22 protein-coding genes are annotated in these 18,494 nt (G+C 63.2%); 14 read left to right on the top strand and 8 right to left on the bottom strand.

Going from position 1 to position 18,494, the window contains the following annotated elements:
- Positions 1 to 119 precede the first annotated feature (119 nt).
- The 7 genes from ACLLJI_RS20310 (at position 120) to ACLLJI_RS20340 (ending at position 3,230) form a co-directional block, all read left to right on the top strand.
- Positions 120 to 1,601, top strand: coding sequence for a mannitol dehydrogenase family protein (locus tag ACLLJI_RS20310; RefSeq protein WP_434616234.1), 1,482 nt, complete (start codon positions 120 to 122; stop codon positions 1,599 to 1,601).
- A gap of 33 nt (positions 1,602 to 1,634) precedes the next feature.
- On the top strand, positions 1,635 to 1,892 hold the full coding sequence (locus tag ACLLJI_RS20315; RefSeq protein WP_434621711.1) for an ATP-binding cassette domain-containing protein: 258 nt from the start codon (positions 1,635 to 1,637) through the stop codon (positions 1,890 to 1,892).
- Between the two features lie 214 nt (positions 1,893 to 2,106).
- Positions 2,107 to 2,283 (top strand): hypothetical protein, encoded by a 177-nt coding sequence (locus tag ACLLJI_RS20320; RefSeq protein WP_434616237.1) that lies wholly within the window; start codon positions 2,107 to 2,109, stop codon positions 2,281 to 2,283.
- A gap of 14 nt (positions 2,284 to 2,297) precedes the next feature.
- Positions 2,298 to 2,534, top strand: a complete 237-nt coding sequence (locus ACLLJI_RS20325) for a hypothetical protein (protein WP_434616240.1) — start codon at positions 2,298 to 2,300, stop codon at positions 2,532 to 2,534.
- Between the two features lie 41 nt (positions 2,535 to 2,575).
- Complete coding sequence (locus tag ACLLJI_RS20330; RefSeq protein ID WP_434616243.1) at positions 2,576 to 2,824, top strand: type II toxin-antitoxin system Phd/YefM family antitoxin; 249 nt, start codon at positions 2,576 to 2,578, stop codon at positions 2,822 to 2,824.
- The gene (locus tag ACLLJI_RS20335; RefSeq protein ID WP_434616246.1) at positions 2,821 to 3,081 is read left to right on the top strand and encodes a type II toxin-antitoxin system RelE family toxin; all 261 of its coding nucleotides are present in this window, start codon (positions 2,821 to 2,823) and stop codon (positions 3,079 to 3,081) included. The genes ACLLJI_RS20330 and ACLLJI_RS20335 overlap by 4 nt, the downstream gene beginning before the upstream one ends.
- Before the next feature lie 17 nt (positions 3,082 to 3,098).
- Positions 3,099 to 3,230 (top strand): hypothetical protein, encoded by a 132-nt coding sequence (locus tag ACLLJI_RS20340; protein WP_434621768.1) that lies wholly within the window; start codon positions 3,099 to 3,101, stop codon positions 3,228 to 3,230.
- Between the two features lie 152 nt (positions 3,231 to 3,382).
- On the opposite strand, the gene xylB is transcribed toward ACLLJI_RS20340, so the two are convergent.
- Both xylB and ACLLJI_RS20350 read right to left on the bottom strand, forming a co-directional pair.
- Positions 3,383 to 4,783, bottom strand: a complete 1,401-nt coding sequence (gene xylB / locus ACLLJI_RS20345) for a xylulokinase (RefSeq protein ID WP_434616249.1) — start codon at positions 4,781 to 4,783, stop codon at positions 3,383 to 3,385.
- A complete protein-coding gene (locus ACLLJI_RS20350) occupies positions 4,780 to 5,823 on the bottom strand; it encodes a sugar-binding transcriptional regulator (protein WP_434616252.1) in 1,044 nt (347 codons plus the stop codon). The genes xylB and ACLLJI_RS20350 overlap by 4 nt, the downstream gene beginning before the upstream one ends.
- A gap of 92 nt (positions 5,824 to 5,915) precedes the next feature.
- On the opposite strand from ACLLJI_RS20350, the gene ACLLJI_RS20355 reads away from it, so the two are divergent.
- The 6 genes from ACLLJI_RS20355 (at position 5,916) to ACLLJI_RS20380 (ending at position 11,619) form a co-directional block, all read left to right on the top strand.
- Positions 5,916 to 7,313 (top strand): ABC transporter substrate-binding protein, encoded by a 1,398-nt coding sequence (locus ACLLJI_RS20355; RefSeq protein WP_434616255.1) that lies wholly within the window; start codon positions 5,916 to 5,918, stop codon positions 7,311 to 7,313.
- Complete coding sequence (locus tag ACLLJI_RS20360) at positions 7,313 to 8,260, top strand: carbohydrate ABC transporter permease (RefSeq protein ID WP_434616258.1); 948 nt, start codon at positions 7,313 to 7,315, stop codon at positions 8,258 to 8,260. The genes ACLLJI_RS20355 and ACLLJI_RS20360 overlap by 1 nt, the downstream gene beginning before the upstream one ends.
- 15 nt (positions 8,261 to 8,275) lie before the next feature.
- The gene (locus ACLLJI_RS20365; protein ID WP_434621714.1) at positions 8,276 to 9,139 is read left to right on the top strand and encodes a carbohydrate ABC transporter permease; all 864 of its coding nucleotides are present in this window, start codon (positions 8,276 to 8,278) and stop codon (positions 9,137 to 9,139) included.
- Positions 9,136 to 10,158 carry an NAD(P)-dependent alcohol dehydrogenase gene (locus ACLLJI_RS20370; RefSeq protein ID WP_434616261.1) on the top strand — a complete coding sequence of 341 codons (1,023 nt, stop codon included), beginning with the start codon at positions 9,136 to 9,138 and terminating at the stop codon, positions 10,156 to 10,158. Before ACLLJI_RS20365 ends, ACLLJI_RS20370 begins: the two co-directional genes overlap by 4 nt.
- Before the next feature lie 361 nt (positions 10,159 to 10,519).
- Entirely contained in the window at positions 10,520 to 11,128 is a 609-nt protein-coding gene (locus ACLLJI_RS20375) for a hypothetical protein (protein ID WP_434616264.1), read from the top strand.
- Between the two features lie 83 nt (positions 11,129 to 11,211).
- On the top strand, positions 11,212 to 11,619 hold the full coding sequence (locus tag ACLLJI_RS20380; protein WP_434616267.1) for a hypothetical protein: 408 nt from the start codon (positions 11,212 to 11,214) through the stop codon (positions 11,617 to 11,619).
- 147 nt (positions 11,620 to 11,766) lie between these two features.
- On the opposite strand, the gene ACLLJI_RS20385 is transcribed toward ACLLJI_RS20380, so the two are convergent.
- The 3 genes from ACLLJI_RS20385 to ACLLJI_RS20395 form a co-directional block, all read right to left on the bottom strand.
- The gene (locus ACLLJI_RS20385) at positions 11,767 to 12,063 is read right to left on the bottom strand and encodes a MoaD/ThiS family protein (protein ID WP_283560980.1); all 297 of its coding nucleotides are present in this window, start codon (positions 12,061 to 12,063) and stop codon (positions 11,767 to 11,769) included.
- Positions 12,064 to 12,074: 11 nt separating this feature from the next.
- The gene (locus ACLLJI_RS20390) at positions 12,075 to 13,181 is read right to left on the bottom strand and encodes an exo-alpha-sialidase (RefSeq protein WP_434616271.1); all 1,107 of its coding nucleotides are present in this window, start codon (positions 13,179 to 13,181) and stop codon (positions 12,075 to 12,077) included.
- A 107-nt stretch (positions 13,182 to 13,288) separates the two neighbouring features.
- A complete protein-coding gene (locus tag ACLLJI_RS20395) occupies positions 13,289 to 14,317 on the bottom strand; it encodes an EamA family transporter (protein WP_434616274.1) in 1,029 nt (342 codons plus the stop codon).
- 105 nt (positions 14,318 to 14,422) lie between these two features.
- Here ACLLJI_RS20395 and ACLLJI_RS20400 point away from each other — a divergent pair, with 105 nt between their 5' ends.
- Positions 14,423 to 14,977 (top strand): CGNR zinc finger domain-containing protein, encoded by a 555-nt coding sequence (locus tag ACLLJI_RS20400; RefSeq protein WP_283560983.1) that lies wholly within the window; start codon positions 14,423 to 14,425, stop codon positions 14,975 to 14,977.
- Positions 14,978 to 15,093: 116 nt separating this feature from the next.
- On the opposite strand, the gene ACLLJI_RS20405 is transcribed toward ACLLJI_RS20400, so the two are convergent.
- From ACLLJI_RS20405 to ngcE, 3 genes are all read right to left on the bottom strand, one after another.
- Entirely contained in the window at positions 15,094 to 15,951 is an 858-nt protein-coding gene (locus ACLLJI_RS20405) for a carbohydrate ABC transporter permease (RefSeq protein WP_434621717.1), read from the bottom strand.
- A gap of 38 nt (positions 15,952 to 15,989) precedes the next feature.
- Complete coding sequence (locus ACLLJI_RS20410) at positions 15,990 to 16,886, bottom strand: carbohydrate ABC transporter permease (protein WP_434621720.1); 897 nt, start codon at positions 16,884 to 16,886, stop codon at positions 15,990 to 15,992.
- 102 nt (positions 16,887 to 16,988) lie between these two features.
- On the bottom strand, positions 16,989 to 18,404 hold the full coding sequence (gene ngcE, locus ACLLJI_RS20415; protein WP_434616277.1) for an N-acetylglucosamine/diacetylchitobiose ABC transporter substrate-binding protein: 1,416 nt from the start codon (positions 18,402 to 18,404) through the stop codon (positions 16,989 to 16,991).
- Positions 18,405 to 18,494: the final 90 nt, after the last annotated feature.

Here is an 18,494-nt window from a genome sequence, read left to right on the forward strand (position 1 = left end):
CGTCGGCCCGCGGAGAACAGGAGCGTCGGCGGCCGGGAAAAGGAGCCGTGCTCATCTGAGCACGGATGAATTGCTCATATGATACTCTGAAGCAAAGTTCCTGCAACCGAGGAGATTCGATGACGAAACTGGCCTCCGCCGCCCTGCCTGTCCTGGCCGAACGCATCGGCGCCCCTGCCACACCGGGGTATGACCGCAGCACCCTGAAAACCGGTATTGTGCATTTCGGCATGGGCGGCTTCCACCGCGCTCATCAGGCCATGTACCTGGACCGGCTGATGAATCAGGGGAAAGCCCTGGACTGGGCCATCTGCGGCGTCGGTGTGCTGGCCCACGATGAGAAAATGAAGCAGGTAATGGCAGATCAAAACTGCCTCTACACCCTGCTGCTGAAGAATCCGGACGGCACCCGCGAGGCCCGCGTCATCGGCTCCGTTGCGCAGTACCTGTTCGCGCCGGACGATCCGGAGGCGGTGATCGAGAAGATGGCTTCCTCGGAAGTGCGCATCGTTTCACTTACCGTGACCGAGGGCGGCTACAACTTCCACCATGTCACCGGGGAGTTCGACGCCACAAACCCGGACGTGCTGCTGGATCTGCAGCCCGGCGCCGCGCCGCGGACAACCTTCGGTCTCATCACCGAGGCCCTGGGCCGTCGGCGCGCGCGTGGCATGACGCCCTTCACCGTGATGTCCTGCGACAACATCCAGGGCAACGGGGACGTGGCCAAGAAGATGTTCACTGCATTTGCCTCCCTCAAGGACCCCGAACTCGGTGACTGGATGGCGGCGAATGTTCTGTTCCCGAACAGCATGGTGGACCGCATCACCCCTGTCACGACGGATGCCGACCGCGAGGCCATCGCCGCCGAATTCGGCGTTGAGGATCAGTGGCCCGTGGTCTGCGAACCCTTTGAACAATGGGTGCTGGAGGATCATTTCAGTCTGGGCCGGCCCCCGTACGAGGATGCCGGGGTGCAGCTGGTGGAGGACGTCGAACCCTACGAGCTGATGAAACTGCGGCTGCTCAATGCCAGCCATCAGGGGTTGTGCTATTTCGGCTACCTGACCGGCTACCGTTACGCCCATGAGGTCGCTCAGGATCCCCTGTTCGCCCGGTTCCTGCTCGATTACATGGATCAAGAGGGCACCCCCACGCTCGCCGAACTGCCGGGCGTGGACCTGCCGCTTTACAAGCGCACCCTGATCGAACGCTTCTCCAATGCATACGTCCGTGACACGTTGGCGCGGCTGTGCGCGGAAAGTTCGGACCGGATCCCGAAGTGGCTGCTGCCGGTGATCCGGATCAATTTGGAGAACGACGGCGACATCTTCCGTTCAGCGGGCATCGTCGCGTCTTGGGCGCGGTACGCCGAGGGAGTCGACGAAAACGGCGGGGTGATCGACGTCGTCGACCGCCTCAAGGAGCCGCTGATGGCCGCGGCCGCACGGCAGCACGAGGATAAGCTCGCGTTTCTGGCCAACCGCGAGGTCTTCGGCGACCTGATCGACAGCGAGCGCTTCGTCGCCGCATACCTGCAGACCCTCGATACGCTGCACACCGCGGGCGCACGCGCGGCCGTAGCCCAACTCGTCGGGTAGCTGACGCTCCTGGCGCCAGCGTGACGCCCACGCATCCGCGTTCGCACCAGTAAAGTAGACCAGCTGTCTGCCGGTCTTTATGACTTGTCCGATGCCCGCCAGCGCATCGATCGCGCCCTCCTAGCCGCGAACGACTCCGAGCGGGCGCATGATGTCTATGGCGTGCTGTCCAAGGGTCTGCGCCAGCGGGTTGCCTTGGCGAGGGCGTTACTCAGCGACCCTGAGGTGCTCTTCCTCGACGAGCCGACCTCGGGTCTGGATCCGTCGCCGCCCGAGGGGTTCATGAGTTGAGCGACGGGCTCCGCACGCGGGGCGTGACAATCTTTCTCACCGCTCACCGCCTCGAGGGGGCCCAGCGAATCTGCGATCGTGTTGCTATCTACACCACCCTGCGCGTGATCGGTCGACCCGACGCGCTGCGAGAGCAGTTGTTTGCCAGGACGCTCATGGTCAGGACCTCGTCCCGTTCCCCGAGCCGGACCGCGTCCTTGCCTGCCTCCCGGCCGTGGACGGTTGGCACCCGGACGGCCCCGAAGCATACGTCCTCGCTGTCTCCGATTCGACGTTGGCCGCACCAGAGGTTAGCCGGGTTCTCGTGGCGGCTGGCGCTGACGCGCTGTCGATCAGCGAGTCGCACCACTCGCTCGAGGACGTCTACCTCAAGCTGATCAAGGAGGACTAAGAGGCGAGTCGGAGGTGAGGATAAGCAGCAGACACGTCCGGGCCGTCTTCCGGAAGGAGCTCCGAGAGTACCGGCGCAACCGCTCCATCGTTGCGGCGATGGAGCGGTTGCCACTGTTCTTCGGCATCAACCCGCTGGTTGAGATCTTCCTGCTGCCCGCGTCGACATCACACGCGCTCTCCCACGGCGACTTTCTGTCGTACCTGCCAGGCAATCCGGCGATCGCGCCGGTGGTCCTACGAGACTGCTGACAGGTCTGTACAAGACCAATACTTAGTTGTACGTTTTATGCATGGCAACCATGAATGTAAGTGCCGCGAGAGAGAACCTCCCAGCAGCGATGGAGACGGCACGAACAGAAGCGGTATTTCTCGAGCGCTACGGCCGATCGGCCGCCGTATTGGTGAGTCCGGAACAATACGAGAAGATGATGCACGCTTTGGAAGAGACCGAGGACATCGCTGCCTTTGACGCCGCGATGGCCGAAGAGGGAGAGAATATACCGTGGGATCAGGCCAAGGCTGATCTCGGCTGGGTATGAACGAATACCGCATTGAGGTCCGCCCCGCGGCATTGCGCGCTCTTCGCAAACTGGATCCATCGATCCGGGGCCGAATACACGGCGCCATTGCGTTGCTGGGCCAGGACCCTCGGCCGCCCGGGGCACGAAAACTTAGGGGCCGGGATGGCCTTCGTGTGCGAGTCGGCAACTATCGCATCCTCTATACCGTCAACGACGATGTCCTGATCGTCGTTGTCGTAACGCTTGGACACCGACGCGACGTCTACAAGGAGTAACCCCAACGGAATGCCCGGTGGACAAGCACGGGGCCGTGGTCCAGTATCGTTCCGTGCTGCTGCGCCGCAGCTTCCGCGAGGAAGGCAAGGTCAAGCACGAGACCCTGGCCAATCTCTCCGCCCTGCCGGACCCGCCATTGAGACGTTGAAGGCGTCCCTGGCAGGCAAGATGATGGTGGTGGAGGCCGGCGCACACCTGCAGGTCACCCAAAACCGTCGGGCAGAACAACATGGCCAGGCACTTCACCATCACCATCAGCACCCTGAGCTACGCGCGCGGCTCCCGTTACACCCCTCGCGGCTAAACCCCGTAGACGGTCTGCCTCGCCTGGCCGTAGCGGCCGCGCACCTCGGCGCCCCATCCGCCGTCAGGCTCAAAACACGCCTCGATCCGGCGCTCCCACGCCGGCAACACACCGGTGGCCGCCCACGCCGCCTGACGTGCCGCACCCAGTGCCACGTATTCGTTGGCCACCGGCACCTCGACGGGCAGTCCGAAAACCGAGGCTGCAGCCTGCCGGAGGGACCGCGATTTGGCCCCGCCACCAATCAGCAGCACCCGCTTGGCGGGCACCCCGTGCTCCTTCATCCGTTCGATGGCGTCGGCGAGCGAATTCAGCACGCCCAGAACCGCGGCCCGGGCCACATTTTCCGCGGTCATATTCGACCGGCTCAGCCCCAGCAGGCTGCCATGGGCGTCGGGCAGGTTGGGCGTGCGTTCGCCATCCAGATACGGCAGCAGCATCAACCCCTCCGCAGCCGGGTCGGCTGCGAGCGCCATCGCGTCAAGGGTGGTCAGATCGATCTGCAGCATCTGGGCCGTCGCCGACATCACCCGCGCCGAATTCAACATGGCAAGCAGCGGCAGGTGGTTGCCCGTGGCATCCGCGAACCCCGCGATGTGTCCGCTCGGATCGCGGGTGGGTGTGGTCGACGTGGTGAAGACCGTCCCCGACGTTCCGATGGATACAACAATTTCCCCCGGCTGCAGGCCCAAGCCAAGGGCGGCGCCGGCATTGTCTCCGGCGCCGGCGCCCAGCACGGCGTGTTGCAGACCCCAGGACGGCAGCACCGGGCCGCCCTGGCCGCCGGGTGTGAGTACCTGTGGCAGCTCCGGAACCCGGCCGAAGTAGCGCTGCAGCAGCTCGGGCCGGTAACTGTCCGTGACGGGACTGAAATATCCCGTCCCCGAGGCGTCGCTGCGGTCCGTGGTGAACCGCCCGGACAGCTGATAGTTCAGCCAGTCATGCGGCAGCACCACCCGCGCCAGGCGTGCGGCGGCCGCGGGCTCGTTCCGCGCCAGCCACGCCAGCTTCGTCAGCGTAAAAGAGGCCACCGGCACCACATTGACGGCATCCACCCAGGCCTCGGCACCGAGTTCGGCGCGCATGGTCCGCGCGTCGCCGGCGCTGCGGATGTCGTTCCAGAGCAGCGCGTCAAAGACCGGCTCGTTTTCTGCGTCCAGGGCCACCATGCCGTGCTGCTGGGCGGCCACGGAAACGCCCGTCACGTCCCCGCCCAGCCCCGGAATCCCGGCGCTGTGCCAAGCCTGGCGCAGCGCCGACGTCCAAAGATGCGGGTCGACGGCGGTGCCGTCCGGATGGGCGGCGGTGCCGCTGGCGACGATGCGCCCGGTTCCCGCGTCGACGGCCAGCACCTTGCAGGACTGGGTTGAGGAATCGACTCCCACAACCGTCGTCACAGTTTTTCCTTGAGCTGGTATTCCTTCAGGTCTCTTTCCTTCGAGTCGATTACTTTCTGATCCTTTTCCTGCCGGCCTTTTTCCTTGATCAGCGCGGTGGCGAGGGATTCGTCCGCGACCAGCGTACTGACTATGCCTGCCGCAGAGGCGGCGCGGACGGCGGCGGCGCGTTCGGCCCCGTGCCCGACGGCGACGACCATAAATGTGCGCTTGAGCTGGCTCAGACTGACGCCCAAGATCCGGCTGTCCAGTTCGGTGACCACCGCCGATCCGGCCGCGTCGATGAGGCGTCCGGAGCATTCCGCGACCGCGCCGCCGGTGATGCCCTGCTCGCGTGCAGTGTTGTCCACCCGGTCCCAGACGGTGGATAGGCTCGGCGCCCAGGCACCGATGGCAATGACGGCAATATCCAGCGCATCGGCCTTCCGCAGGGCATCGGAAATTTCCGGCTGCAGCTTCAGCCCCGAGGCCATGGCGGCGCTGTCCACGACCAGCGGCGCCCACAGTGGCCAGGTGCGGCCGTTCGAGGCCTGTCCCAGCCGCTGGATCAGCTCCAGCGGATTGCCGTCGCCGGCCACCGGCAGCGCGCCCGCCAGCTGAACCACATCGCATTTGGGCAGCTCGGTGACATACCGGGCGGCGAGGTCCAGGGTGCGGGACCAGGAAATGCCAAGAGTCATACCGGCGCGGACGCCGCCCATCAGTTCCCGGGCCACGGCGCGGGCCAGGATGTCGCGCTGCTGGACCTCGTCGCCGGCGGTTTTGACCACCACGAGTTTCCGGATACCCAGCCAGGCCGCCAGCTGATGCAGATCCTTCGGCGGCATGGAACCCGGCGTGCGGACCTCGATCTTCACGATGCCCTCGGCGCGCGCCTCATCCAGCATCCGCGCCACCTGGAAGCGTGAAATTCCGTAGGTAGTGGCTATCTCGACCTTGGATCTATTGCCCAAATAGTAGTCCCTGCCGATGAGGGCAAGAAGCTCTTCATGCGTTGGCTGGGGCACCGGATTCTTCTTTCGGATAATACGGATAAGCATCAGGTCTTGCTCAAACGAGTCTATATGACTAGAGTCACTTTACAAATGAGCAACTGTTCGCTCTCAAATGAGCACGACGATTGAAGGGGCCAATGAAATTTCCACACCACAACGCACGTCGCCGGCGTCCGCAGGACAGGAAGACCCGGCTCGGGGCCCTGCTGGCGGGCGCCGCCGCCGTCACCCTTGCGCTGTCCGGCTGCGCCCCGGCTGCCAGCGGCGAAGGCGCCAAAGCCGACATCGTCGTGGCCATCGTCGCCAACCCGCAGATGAAGGACGCCATTTCCCTGCAGGACGACTTCAAAGCCAAGCACCCGGACGTTAACGTGAAATTCGTGACGCTGCCCGAGAACGAGGCCAGGGCCAAGATCACCGCATCCGTGGCCACCGGCGGCGGCGAGTTCGACGTCGTCATGATCTCCAACTACGAAACCCAGATGTGGGCGAAGAACGGCTGGATCGAGGACCTCCAGCCGATGGCCGATGCCACGTCCGGCTACGACACCGCAGACTTCATCCCCACCATCAAGGATGCGCTCAGCTACAAGGGTGACATGTATTCGGTCCCGTTCTACGGGGAATCGTCCTTCCTGGTGTACCGCGAGGACCTGTTCAAGCAGGCCGGGCTGACCATGCCGGCGCACCCCACCTGGGCCGAAGTCAGTGCCCTGGCCCAGAAGCTCAACGACCCATCGAAGGACTTCGCCGGCATCTGCCTGCGCGGGCTCGCTGGCTGGGGCGAGGTCATGGCGCCGCTGGACACCGTGATCAACACCTACGGCGGCCAATGGTTCGACAAGGACTGGAAGGCCAGGCTGGACTCGCCGCAGGTAAAGTCCGCCGTCACCGACTACGTGGACCTGCTGCAAACGGCTGGCCAGCCCGGCGCCGCAACCAGTGGCTACGGCGACTGCATCACCCGCTACAGCCAGGGCAAGGCGGCCATGTGGTACGACGCCACGGCCATGGTCTCCAGCATTGAGGATCCCAGTTCCTCGCTGGTGGCGGGCAAGTCCGGGTACGCCCCGGCACCCGTGAAGGACACCAAGTCCGCCGGCTGGCTGTACAGCTGGTCGCTGGCCGTCCCGACCACCACCAAGCACAAGGCTGCGGCCTGGGACTTCATCTCCTGGATGACGAACAAGGACTACATCAAGCTGGTGGGCAACAAAATCGGCTGGGAGCGGGTACCCCCGGGGAGCCGCCAGTCCACCTATGAAATCCCCGAGTACGCGAAGGTGGCGCAGGCCTATGCCAAGCCCACCCTGGATGCCATGTACTCGGCCACGCAGGAGACCAGCATGGTCAATCCCGTCCCCTACCCGGGCCTGCAGTTTGTGGGCATCCCCGAGTTCCAGGACCTGGGCACCCGGGTCAGTCAGCAGGTCTCGGCCGCGATTGCCGGACAAAAATCCGTTGAAGACGCACTCAAGCAGGCGCAGCTCTATGCGGAATCCATTGCGCAGTCCTACCAACAAGGAGGAAAGTGATGGCCAGCACTCTCGTTGACCGGCACAATCTCAAACGACACAAGCTCAAGAATGCCACGAATGGAACCAGGCATTCCAAGGTGGAGGGCTGGCGCCGGCGCGGTCCCTTGCTGCCGGCCCTGGTCTTCACGATCATCGTCACTCAGCTGCCGTTCCTGGTCACCATCTGGTATTCGCTGCGCAACTGGAACCTGCTCCGTCCGGACGGCAACCAGTTCACCGGCCTGCAAAACTATGTGGACATCTTCCTGGACTCCACATTCCGCAGCTCCGCCCTGAACAGCATCATCATCACCCTGGGCTGCGTCTTTGCCGCCATGGTTCTGGGCATCATCTTCGCGCTCCTGCTCGACCGCAAGTTCCGCGGCCAGGGCGTGGTGCGCACCATGCTCATCACCCCGTTCCTGATCATGCCGGTGGCCGGTGCCACGCTTTGGAGCGTCTCCATGCTCAATCCAAGCTTCGGCCTGGTGAACTGGGTGATCTCCCTGGTGGGCATCCCGCCCGTGGACTGGACGTCGTCGTTCCCTGTGGTCTCCATCCTGATGGCCCTGGTCTGGCAGTGGACGCCGTTCACTATGCTGCTGGTGCTGGCCGGCCTGCAGTCGCAGCCCAAGGACGTGCTGGAAGCGGCGCAGATTGACGGCGCCAGCTGGGGCAAGACGTTCCTTTGGGTCACGCTCCCGCAATTGCGCCGCTACATTGAGCTCGGCGTCCTGCTCGGCACCATCTACGTGGTCAACACCTTCGACCAGATCTACCTGATGACCGCCGGCGGCCCCGGCACCGCCAGCGCCAACCTGCCGTTCTACATCTACCAACGGGCCTTCCTGGGCTTCGACATCGGCCAGGCAGCCGCGATGGGTGTAGTGGTGGTCATCGCCACCATCATCATCGCCACGTTCGCCCTGCGCCTCATCTTCCGCAGCTTTGACACGAAGGACTAAGCCGTGACCACCACCATGACCCCCCATTCCACCGCTCCGTCCGCCGAGCGGAGGTCCCGTGAAGCCCGACGGCGGCTCAGTGGTTCCGCGATCACCACCGGCACGTGGGTGCTGGCGTTCATCTTCTTCGCCCCGGTGATCTGGCTGGTGATGACGGCCTTCAAGCAGGAATCGGTGGCCGCCTCCAACCCGCCCGTGTTCTTCTTCGTGCCAACGTTCGACCAGTTTGCGGCCGTCCTGGGCAACGGAGCGGGCAGCTACTTCCTAAATTCGCTGATCGCCACCGGCGTGTCCACGGTCTTCGTGATCCTGCTGGCAGTGCCGGCGTCGTACGCGTTGAGCATCCGGCCGGTGAAGAAGACCCAGGACGTCCTGTTCTTCTTCATCTCCACCAAGATGCTGCCCGTGGTCGCCGTGATCATGCCCATCTATGTGATTGCCGGACAGATCAAGGCCCTGGACAACATCTGGACGCTGGTGGTGCTGTACACGGCCATGAACCTGCCCATCGCCGTGTGGATGATGCGCTCCTTCTTCCAGGAAGTCCCCGCCGAGGTCCTGGAGGCGGCCGCGATGGACGGCGCCGGCCTGATCAAGACCCTGCGCACCATCCTGATGCCCATGGTCACTCCGGGTCTGGCCGCAACGGCCCTGATCTGCGTGATCTTTGCCTGGAACGAGTTCTTCTTCGCCCTGAACGTCACCGCCGCCAACGCGGCCACGGTGCCCGTTTTCCTGGTCTCGCAGATGACCAGCGAGGGCCTGTTCCTGGCCAAGCTGTCGGCGGCCTCCGTGCTGGCGTCGCTGCCGGTCGTGATTGCCGGCTGGGTGGCGCAAAAGCAGCTGGTGCGCGGCCTGTCCATGGGCGCGGTGAAATGACGACGACGATGAAGGTTGCGGTTCTCAGCGGTCCCTTCGATGCCGGTCACGGCAGCGTGCATGTGGAAGAACGCCCCCTGCCGGTGCCGGGGCCAAGCGAGGTCCTGGTCCGGATCAAATCCGTGGGCGTCTGCGGATCGGATACGCATTATTACCGGCACGGACGGATCGGTAACTATCTGGTGGACCGGCCCCTGGTGCTCGGCCATGAGCCCTCCGGTGTTATCGTCGCCCTCGGGCCCGGGGTGCTGAACCGGACCACCGGTCAGCGGGTGTCGCTGGAACCGGGTGTCCCGGAGCCGCTTTCCGCGCAGACGCTGGCCGGCCGCTACAACCTGGATCCCGGTGTGCGGTTCTTTGCCACCCCGCCGGTGGACGGTGTGTTCGCCGAGTATGCCGTCCACCCCGCGGCGTTCTGCCATCCCGTTCCCGATTCCGTCTCCGACGACGCGGCCGCCTTGCTGGAGCCGCTCAGTGTTGCGATTGCGGCAAGCCGCGCCGGCAAGGTGGGGCTCGGCGACAAGGTGCTGGTGGCCGGTGCGGGCCCGATCGGTCTGCTCGCGGCGAAGGTCGCCCAACTGGCCGGCGGCGTCGTCACCCTCACGGATGTCCGCGCCGAACGCCTGGAACTGGCCGCGCACTACGGTGCGTCGCATAGTTATCCGGCGCGCGCGGCCCCGGCCGCCGGGCCCGAATTCGACGTCTTCATCGACGCAACCGGAGCGGAACCGGCGGTACTGGACGGACTGGCCCGGTTGGCTCCCCGGGGCCGGTGTGTCCTGGTTGGGATGGGAGCCGACACCATCGCCTTGCCGGTGCAGCTGGTGCAGGGCCGTGAGCTTCTGATCACCGGAACGTTCCGGTACGCCAACACCTGGCCGACCGCCATCGAACTGGCGGCAATATCTGCGGTTGACCTGGACGGACTGGTCACCTCGGTGCACGGGCTCGATGACGTGGAAGCGGCCTTGACCGTCGGAGCCACCCCCGGCGCACTGAAGGCGGTCGTCCACCCCTGACGCCAATTCAGCCAGGGTCCGCATGACCCGCACGTCTCTCATGACAAGCGCTGCACCATCGGCCGGTGCCGGCGGTAAACGTTTGCGAAACAGGAACCAGCAGCCGGGACACGGTGTTCGCGGCGGAGCCGCTCATGGGACTGGGGCAGCATTTTCCGCGCGTTCTTGGCCGTGTGGATGCGGCGGCCAAGTGGCATCGGTTGATGGTCGGGGAATGGTGCCCAGCAGGGTAAAGGCGTCAGTGACCAGTGCGGACACGAGGTCATCACCGGCACGCATTCACTGCCCGTAGTGTTCTTTTGCAGGGCGTAAATGTCGTTGGAGCCCGGCCATTCGCTTCTAACAAAAAACTGTTAGGACCATGGATAACAACAACATTTTGTTAGTACTGCATAGCCGGGAGACGTCACGAAGAACCCAAGACTGTCCTGCTGAAACACTTCGAAGAGATCAAAAGGGCGAACTTAACTGGGCAGTCTGCCGCGTTCAGCTCGAACCCCGTCACAACCGTGAAGACGCCATCGTTAACGTGCTCCATAGCCGCCTCATCGAAGTGCAAGCTCAGGTATGCCGCATCGAAAACCTTCGGCAGCGAACAGAAATGGTCGTCAATAGCGTTCGCTCGTTGGAAACGATGACCATTGAGGATTTCACCGTTTCGCTGTCCGGCACGACTGATCGGGAAGCTTCCAATCTGGCAGAAGACCTCTTAGAGACAACACTCATTGCAGTTAAAGCGGGAAAATCGGGCCTCGTGCTCATGCTGGACGAAGCGCAGGTACTCGTGGATGAGAAAGACCGGGAGGGGCAGCACCCTCTGTCTTTGCTCGTTGAAGCCGTAAACAGCCTGCAGGAACAGCACGTACCCTTAGCGCTTGTGCTTTGCGGGTTGCCTACGCTTATCTCGAATCTCTTGAAGCGAGAACCTACAGCGAGCGGATGTTCCGCGGGGAAGAAGTTGGTCGTCTGACACGGGAAGAAACCCGAGAGGCTTTCCTCCGGCCACTCGATGGAACCGGCAGAACGGCCCGTTCGGATCTTGTAAACGCCGTAATGGACGACGTTGAGGGCTATCCATACTTTGTGCAACTGTGGGGGGCCGAACTCTGGGAAGAGGCGGAAGACATCACAACAGACTCCATGACTGCCAGCCTTCTAGTAGGACTCCGTGAGACTATCTTCAGGCGATTGGATCATGACTTCTACTCTCCAACGATCGATTCCCTAACCCCTGCCGAACAACACCTACTGCAACTCACAGGGGATTGCGAGTATCCGCCGTTGCGAACCGCCGATATCCATCGGGTGACATCTCGCAAGCAGGGAAATGTCAATGTGCTCATGGGGCGGCTTGCAGACCAAGGTGTTGTCTACAGGCTTCAAAAGGGCACCTACGAATACACCGCACCGAAGCTCCACGAATACTTGATACGACGTAAATCGCGCGCCACCTGGAAGTGATTCTGACATCCTGCCAGCCGCAAACCGATGCCGTCCGCTAGTCTCACGAACACTGGTTGATGACACTCCCGCCGATTACCGCCAGCACCGGCCGTTGTAGGGGCAGATGTGCCGACTCGCCGGTTAGGACCCAGCGGACAGGACCGCTCAACCACCGGCCACGGATTGGATGATCATCAGCTCCTGCCCGGGCTGCACCTCGGTGTCCGTCCCGCGGAGCCGGCGGACGTCGTCGTGCCCCAGATAAATGTTAACGTAGCGGCGCAGCGCGCCCGTCTCATCGCGCACCCGCCGGTCGAAGACAGGAAACTGAGCACCGATCGTGTCCAGCAGCGCCGCCACGGACACCGCCCCCTCCACGGCGAGCAGGAGTTCTTCCCTCCCGCCGGTGAACGGGCGCAGCAGACTGGGGACACGCACCAGAACGTCCGCAGGCTCGGTCATGGCATTCCTGGTTAACCGGCGACGACGGCGGCACGTACACAGAGCACATCGGGCAGGTGAGAGGCGACTTCCGTAAACGTGGTGCCCTCATCCGCGCTGGCGTACACGGACCCGCCGCGTGTCCCGAAGTATACCCCTACAGGCTCTGCCGTATCCGTCGCGGCCGCATCTCGGAGGACTACGTTGTACTCGGACTGCGGCAGGCCCGCATCCGCGCGGATCCAGCTGGCTCCGGCGTCGTCCGTGCGGTGCACCGCAAGCTTTCCGTCCGGCGGAATCCGCTCGCCGTCGGCCTTGATCGGGATCACCCAAGCGGTGCCGGAACGCCTCGGGTGCGACAGCATCACAAAACCGAAGTCCGCCGGCAGCCCGTCCGCAATGGAGGTCCAGCTGTCCGCATTGTCATCGGAGCGGTACACCCCGTGGTGATTCTGTGCGTAGAGCCGCTCCGGCTGTACGGCGTCGCGGGCGATCTTGTGCACACATTGGCCGAACTCCGGCTGCGGATCCGGCATGAAATATGCCGAGATACCGTGGTTCCGGGCCTCCCATGATTCCCCGCCGTCGGTGCTCCGATAGACGCCTCCGGTGCTCATGGCGACATGGACCGTCTGCAGGTCCGCCGGGCTGGGCAGCACCGTGTGCGCGGCCGCACCGCCGAAGCCCGCGCCCCACTGGGACCGGTGCGGGTGGTCCCACAACCCGCGGTTGAGCTCAAAGTGCTCGCCGCCGTCGGTGGATTTCCAGACGGAGATCGGTTCGCAGCCCGCCCACACCACGCCCGGGCGGTCGGTGGAATCGGGCTGCAGCTGCCAGATGCGTTCCAACGCGGCCCCGGTGTCCGGCGGAAAGGCGATCGCAGCCTGCTCCGGCTCGGTCCAGTTGGCGCCGAAATAATCCGAATGCACCACATTGGTTCCCCAGTGTTCGGAGCGTGCGGCCACCAGAATGCGCGTCCGGCCCCCCCGGGTGTCGATGCCGATGCCGGGAATCTCGTTCATCAGGAAATGCGGGCCGGTGAAATCCCAGGTCTTGCGGTCCGTGCTGGTGCCCACCCAGAGACCCTTTTTGGTGCCGATCGCCAAAACCACGCTCGCGTTGGTTGCCATGCCCCCCATTCGACCACCGGGGAGGGCCCGACGCAACAGTTTTTTCGGTCCGGGTCAAAATCGGCTCAGGATCTGGCCCCGGGGCAAAAATTGCCGCGCGGGGGTACGTGCAGTTTTCAGGGGCAGATGTCCACATTCGACTGGCGGGAGTTCAGGGTTTCGGAGCGGGTTTCGGGCAGCGTCTCCAGGTAGTTGGCGTGCTCCAGTTCCGGATGGCGGGGGCCGCGTAGTTCATCCAGCCTCACCAGCACCACCCCGGCCACGATCAGCGCCCCACCGAGCAGCTGGATGGACCGCGGCAGCTCACCAAGCAGCAGCCAGGCCCAGATGACCGCGAACAGCACCTCGAACAACGCCACAAAGGAAGCCACCTTGGACCCGAGCCCCCGTACCGCCACTATCCCGGCTATGTACGCGAAAACGGTCGTCACGAGCACCAGTCCCAAAATGGGAACCAGCCAGCTGACCTGCCGGCCGACGAAGATTGCGTCCCCGGTGGAGAAGGTCAGCGGCATCGCGCCGAGCCCACCGAGAGCAAAAATCAGTCCGGCGCCCACCGCCATACCACCGCCGGCCATGAGCACCGGCGGCACGTTGTCGTCCGACCGCGCGGACATGATGAAGAACGCTGCTGAGCAGACGGCCGCGGCCAGCCCCCACAGAACGCCCTGCAAATCCAGCTTCTGTGCCCCTGCAAGGTCGAGCACCAGTACCAGGCCCCCCATCGCGCACACAGCGCCGAGGACCGTCAGCACCCGAGGTGACGTGCGTGTGCGCAGCCAAACCCAGCCAACCAGCAACACGGGGGAAAGGTATTCCAGCAGCAGCGCAACGCCCACCGAAAGGTGCTGAACGGCGTTGAAGTAGAAGAGCTGACAGAGGGCAATCGGCACAATCCCATACAACGCCACCCGGCCCAAGGACCGCCGCACGGTGTGCCATCGCCGGACCAGGGTGACAAGCACGGGGGCCAGAAGGACGACGGCACCGCCGCCAATGCGTACCGCCACCGCCGCGCCGGGAGACCAGCCGCTTTCAAAGAGGGACTTGGCAAACGAGCCGGAAAGCGCAAAGGCCGCCGCCGAAATTAGGGCCACCAGCAATGCGGAGGATGCGGGGCTGCGGGTCTTGCGTATCGTCGTCATCAGGTCATACTCCGGTGTCGGTCCTGAGCGTCCTCACCAAGGGGACGTCATGAGTAAAGCGCGGTATGGTAGTGACTCTACGACTATGTTATGTCAGGAGTCAAAGTGGTATTCAGCAATGACACCGAGATTGCGCTTGGATCGGCGGCAGCGCTTATCAACACCGGGGAACGCGATGCCGACGCCCTGGCGACTGTCCATGATCTGGAGGTGTTCGTCGAGCAGGAACAGTTTTCCGGCCCGCGCACGCGCAGCCTTGCCGAGCTTCGGTCGGTCCGGCAATTAAGGTGTCAGCTGCGGGAGATCTGGACGGCAGAGGAAGAGGACGCCGTGCGGCTGACCAACCTGATCCTCGCCAATGCCCGTGCGTTACCGCAGTTGGTCAAACACGACCAGTGGGACTGGCACCTGCACGCAACCGCGCCGGAGGCCCCGCTGGCATTGCGGATGGGTACGGAAGCGGCAATGGCCCTGGTGGATGTCATCAGGGGCAAAGAACTGGGCCGGCTGCGCATCTGCGCGGCCGGCGACTGCAACGCAGTGGTGCTCGACCTTTCCAAGAACCGCTCACGGCGCTTCTGCGACACCGGCAATTGCGCCAACCGCACCCACGTGGCGGCATACCGCCGCCGACGCAAATCGGACCAAATGCCGGCCTGAACCGGAGCCGCACCGGACAAAGGCGAATCTGGCGCATCAGACGCGGCACCCGGCCAGTTGGCGGAAGGTGGCTCCGCAACTGTCCGGCGCCGACCCGCCGTCGGATCAGGTCCGCATTATTTGTTGGTCCCCGCGGAAACGGATCCTTGCAGTTGGCGCTGGAAGATCACATACACCACCAGCACGGGGACCACGGTAATCACGACTGCGGCAAACAGTGCGCCGAAATTGACCGCGTATCCCGCCTGGGACGCAAACGCGGCCATGCCTTGGGACAGGACGTAGTGCCCCACATTGGTGTTGAGCGCGACCGGAATGAGGAACTGGTTCCAGAGTCCGAGGAAATTGAAAATCAGCACCGACGCCAGCCCCGGCTTCGCCATCGGCAGCATGACCTGGAAAAAGGTCCGCCATTCCCCTGCCCCGTCAATGGCCGCCGCCTCGCCGATCTCGTGGGGGAGCGTCTTAAAGAAGGAAAAGAGGAAGAACACGGTGAACGGCAGCGCAAACGCCACGTAGACAATGATCAGGCCCGGGAGGGTATTGAGCAGGCCAATGTTTTTAAGGATGAAGAACAGCGGAACGATGGCCAGAAAGATCGGGAATGTCAGCCCGGCGAGCATCAGGTAGTAAATAGCGCGGCTGCCCGGGAATTTAAAGCGCGCCAGCACGTAGGCGCACATTGCGCCCAGCACCATCACAATGATCAGGGCGAAGCCCACCACGATGATGGTGTTCACAAAGTAGCTGCCGATCCCCGCCGTGGTCCAGGCCGAGACATAGTTGTCAAAATTCCACTGCTCGGGCAGGGAGAACGGGGAGGCAAAAATCTCCCGCGTCGTCTTGAAGGACGTCATCAGGGTCCACAACAGCGGCAGAATGACGATCAGGGACCAGATGATGAGCATGGTGTGCGAGACGGCTGCGACGGCCTTGTCGCCGGACGTTTCCTTGGACTTCCTCAGGAGTTCCATGGGTACCGCACGCCGTCGTGAGGTCTGTTTGAGTGACATCATCGTGCGTCATCCTTTCCGCCGGTCAGCCTGTTGACCAGAAACACCAGCCCGGAGAACGCCAAGGTTACGGCCGCCAGGACCACGCCCATGGCACTGGCGTAGCCGAACTGGTTCTTGGTGAAGGCGGTGGAGAACAGCTGCTGGGACATGACCAGCGTGGAGTTGTTGGGGCCACCGCCGGAATTCATGACCTGCATGTAAACGAAGGCGTCAAGGGCCAGGATTCCCATGTAGACGTAGGCCGTCTGGATGTTGTCCCGGATCAGCGGAACGGTGATGCTGACCATGGTGCGGACCCTGCCGGCGCCATCGATCCTGGCCGCCTCAAACAACTCCGCGGGGATGCCCTTGATGGCCGCGACGAACAGGACCATGTAGAAGCCGATGAAACCCCACACGATGACAAACATCGTGGCGACCATGGCGGTGCGTTCATCCCCGAGCCACGGGAAGGACTTGAACTGGTCTAAGCCGAGTGAGGTCAGGATTCCGTTCACCAGACCGTTGCTCGGATCGTAGATCTGCGTCCACATGATGCCGATGATGATGGCAGGAATGACGTAAGGGAAAAACGAGACCACGCGGTAGAAACTGGAGTTCTTCAGGCCCTTGATCTGTCCGCGGCTGCTGCCCCCAACGGTGACCAGGGTGGCAAGAATCAGGCTGAGGATGATAGTCACCAGGGGCAACACAATCACCAGAATGATGTTGTTGCCAAGTGCCTTCATAAATGTGGCGTTGTGAAAGAGCTTCACGTAATTGTCCAGGCCGATGAAGTTCATATTCGCGGTGAACCCGGACCAGTCGGTCATGGAGTAATACGCGGCCTGGACGAACGGCGAGATCACGAAAATAACGTATACAGCCAGCGGCAGGCCGAGAAAAACAACCATGAAACTGACCTTGTCGAAGGTCAGTTTCTTCCGGCGGGACCGGATAGCGGCGGGCTTGCCGCTATCCGGACGCACCTGGGAACTTAGATCAATCACTTCACTTCACTTCACTTCAATCTTCGTTACTGAACTGTCGTTGCGCACGTCATCGGTGATCTTCTGCAGGCCGGAAGTAAGCGTCGCCGCGTCCGATTTGCCGTCCAGGAAGGTGTTCCACAGCACCAGCTGGTCCTTGTTCATTCCGTACAGGTCAACGAAACCCCAGGTGAAGATGTTCGACCCCGCGGCGTCGAGCAGCTTGGTCTGGGAGACCAGGGCCGTGGAGCCGAACCCGTCGGCCGGGACCGTGCCCTTGACGATGCTCGGGGCCAGCTTCGTCTTGGCGAAGTTGGTGGCCGCATCCTTGGACAGCATGGTGCGCAGCAGTTCCTTGCCGCCGGCAACATTCTTGCCCTTGGACGGAACGATGAAAGGCTCGCCCGCGGCACTGTGCATGGCGTCGTACGGCATCTTGGAGGATGAGGTGACCGTGAATTCCGGCGCCCCCGTCATCTTGAAGCCGGGCCTGGTCTGGTCCTTCATTTCGTTTTCAATCCACGAACCCGACGGGTACAGCAGAGCAGACTCGTCGTTGCTCCACTGTGCCTGTGCCGCCGTGAACTTCGTGCCGGAACCACCCGGCTTGAAGTAGCCGGCCTTGACCGCCTTTTCCATCGCGGCGAACACGCTTTGGATGGCCGGCTGGGACCAGCACTTATCCTTGAGGTTGTCCACGGCCAGGCGGACCGCGTCGCCGCCTTCCTTGATGGCGGAACCCAGGGCCAGGGTCTGGTAGTAGGTGGCCGCTTCCTTACCCCAGACAAAGAGGTACTTGTCCTTGGCCTTGGCCTTGGCGCCGAGGTCAAGCGCCTCGTCCCAGGTCTTCGGGACCGTCCAGCCGTTGTCCTGGAACAACGAGGCCGAGTACCACAGGGCGTATATTGTCAGCGCGTAGTTCAACGCAGCCAGCTTGCCGCCGAAGGTTCCCGGCGCCTCTACCCCCGCATACAGGGTGTCCTTGATGACCGTGCCCTCGAGGTTCTTAACTTCGAGGACGGAATTCAAGTCCTCCAGCTGGTCCAGGATCGCACTGAACCCCATGGCGCCTTCACCCGAGTTGTCAATCAGGTCTGGCGGGTTACCTCCGACGAAACGCGACTGCAGTTCCTGCGCGATGGCCGTCGAGGGCGCTATTTTGGCGGTGCTGCCCGGATGGTTCTTCTCCAGCAGCTTGCCCGCGAATTCGACATAGTCGATGCCGTAGCCGCCCTTGAAGATGACCGCATCAATGGTGGAGTTATCCGCCATGCCGAAGGGGTTCGTGTCGGATACCGGGCCCGCGGCCGTGGAGGCGGCGGGCGCGCCGCCTCCGCCGCCCGCGCACGATGCCAGCGAACCGGCGACGGGAACCAGGACCGCCGCAGCCAGGACGCCCCGGAGGAAACCACGGCGTTGCAGAGTTTTGTTCTGGATGTTCATTGTTTTAGTGCCTTCCATTATTGGTGCGAAACGGGTTCGATCTAATGTTTTTGGTTCGTCCGGCGCCGCATCCCTGTCTGACAGGATGCT

The organism is Arthrobacter sp. A5, assembly GCF_051131705.1.
Classification (GTDB): domain Bacteria; phylum Actinomycetota; class Actinomycetes; order Actinomycetales; family Micrococcaceae; genus Arthrobacter_M.

Coding starts and splice junctions, on each gene's coding strand:
- ACLLJI_RS20370 (WP_434616261.1), top strand. CDS start 9,136: ATGACGACGACGATGAAGGTTGCGGTTCTCAGCGGTCCCTTCGATGCC.
- ACLLJI_RS20310 (WP_434616234.1), top strand. CDS start 120: ATGACGAAACTGGCCTCCGCCGCCCTGCCTGTCCTGGCCGAACGCATC.
- ACLLJI_RS20410 (WP_434621720.1), bottom strand. CDS start 16,886: ATGGTTGTTTTTCTCGGCCTGCCGCTGGCTGTATACGTTATTTTCGTG.
- ACLLJI_RS20405 (WP_434621717.1), bottom strand. CDS start 15,951: ATGGAACTCCTGAGGAAGTCCAAGGAAACGTCCGGCGACAAGGCCGTC.
- ACLLJI_RS20355 (WP_434616255.1), top strand. CDS start 5,916: ATGAAATTTCCACACCACAACGCACGTCGCCGGCGTCCGCAGGACAGG.
- ACLLJI_RS20335 (WP_434616246.1), top strand. CDS start 2,821: ATGAACGAATACCGCATTGAGGTCCGCCCCGCGGCATTGCGCGCTCTT.
- ACLLJI_RS20365 (WP_434621714.1), top strand. CDS start 8,276: ATGACCCCCCATTCCACCGCTCCGTCCGCCGAGCGGAGGTCCCGTGAA.
- ACLLJI_RS20330 (WP_434616243.1), top strand. CDS start 2,576: ATGGCAACCATGAATGTAAGTGCCGCGAGAGAGAACCTCCCAGCAGCG.
- ngcE (WP_434616277.1), bottom strand. CDS start 18,404: ATGAACATCCAGAACAAAACTCTGCAACGCCGTGGTTTCCTCCGGGGC.
- ACLLJI_RS20350 (WP_434616252.1), bottom strand. CDS start 5,823: ATGCTTATCCGTATTATCCGAAAGAAGAATCCGGTGCCCCAGCCAACG.
- ACLLJI_RS20380 (WP_434616267.1), top strand. CDS start 11,212: ATGGACGACGTTGAGGGCTATCCATACTTTGTGCAACTGTGGGGGGCC.
- ACLLJI_RS20385 (WP_283560980.1), bottom strand. CDS start 12,063: ATGACCGAGCCTGCGGACGTTCTGGTGCGTGTCCCCAGTCTGCTGCGC.
- ACLLJI_RS20390 (WP_434616271.1), bottom strand. CDS start 13,181: ATGGGGGGCATGGCAACCAACGCGAGCGTGGTTTTGGCGATCGGCACC.
- ACLLJI_RS20360 (WP_434616258.1), top strand. CDS start 7,313: ATGGCCAGCACTCTCGTTGACCGGCACAATCTCAAACGACACAAGCTC.
- ACLLJI_RS20375 (WP_434616264.1), top strand. CDS start 10,520: ATGGATAACAACAACATTTTGTTAGTACTGCATAGCCGGGAGACGTCA.
- ACLLJI_RS20395 (WP_434616274.1), bottom strand. CDS start 14,317: ATGACGACGATACGCAAGACCCGCAGCCCCGCATCCTCCGCATTGCTG.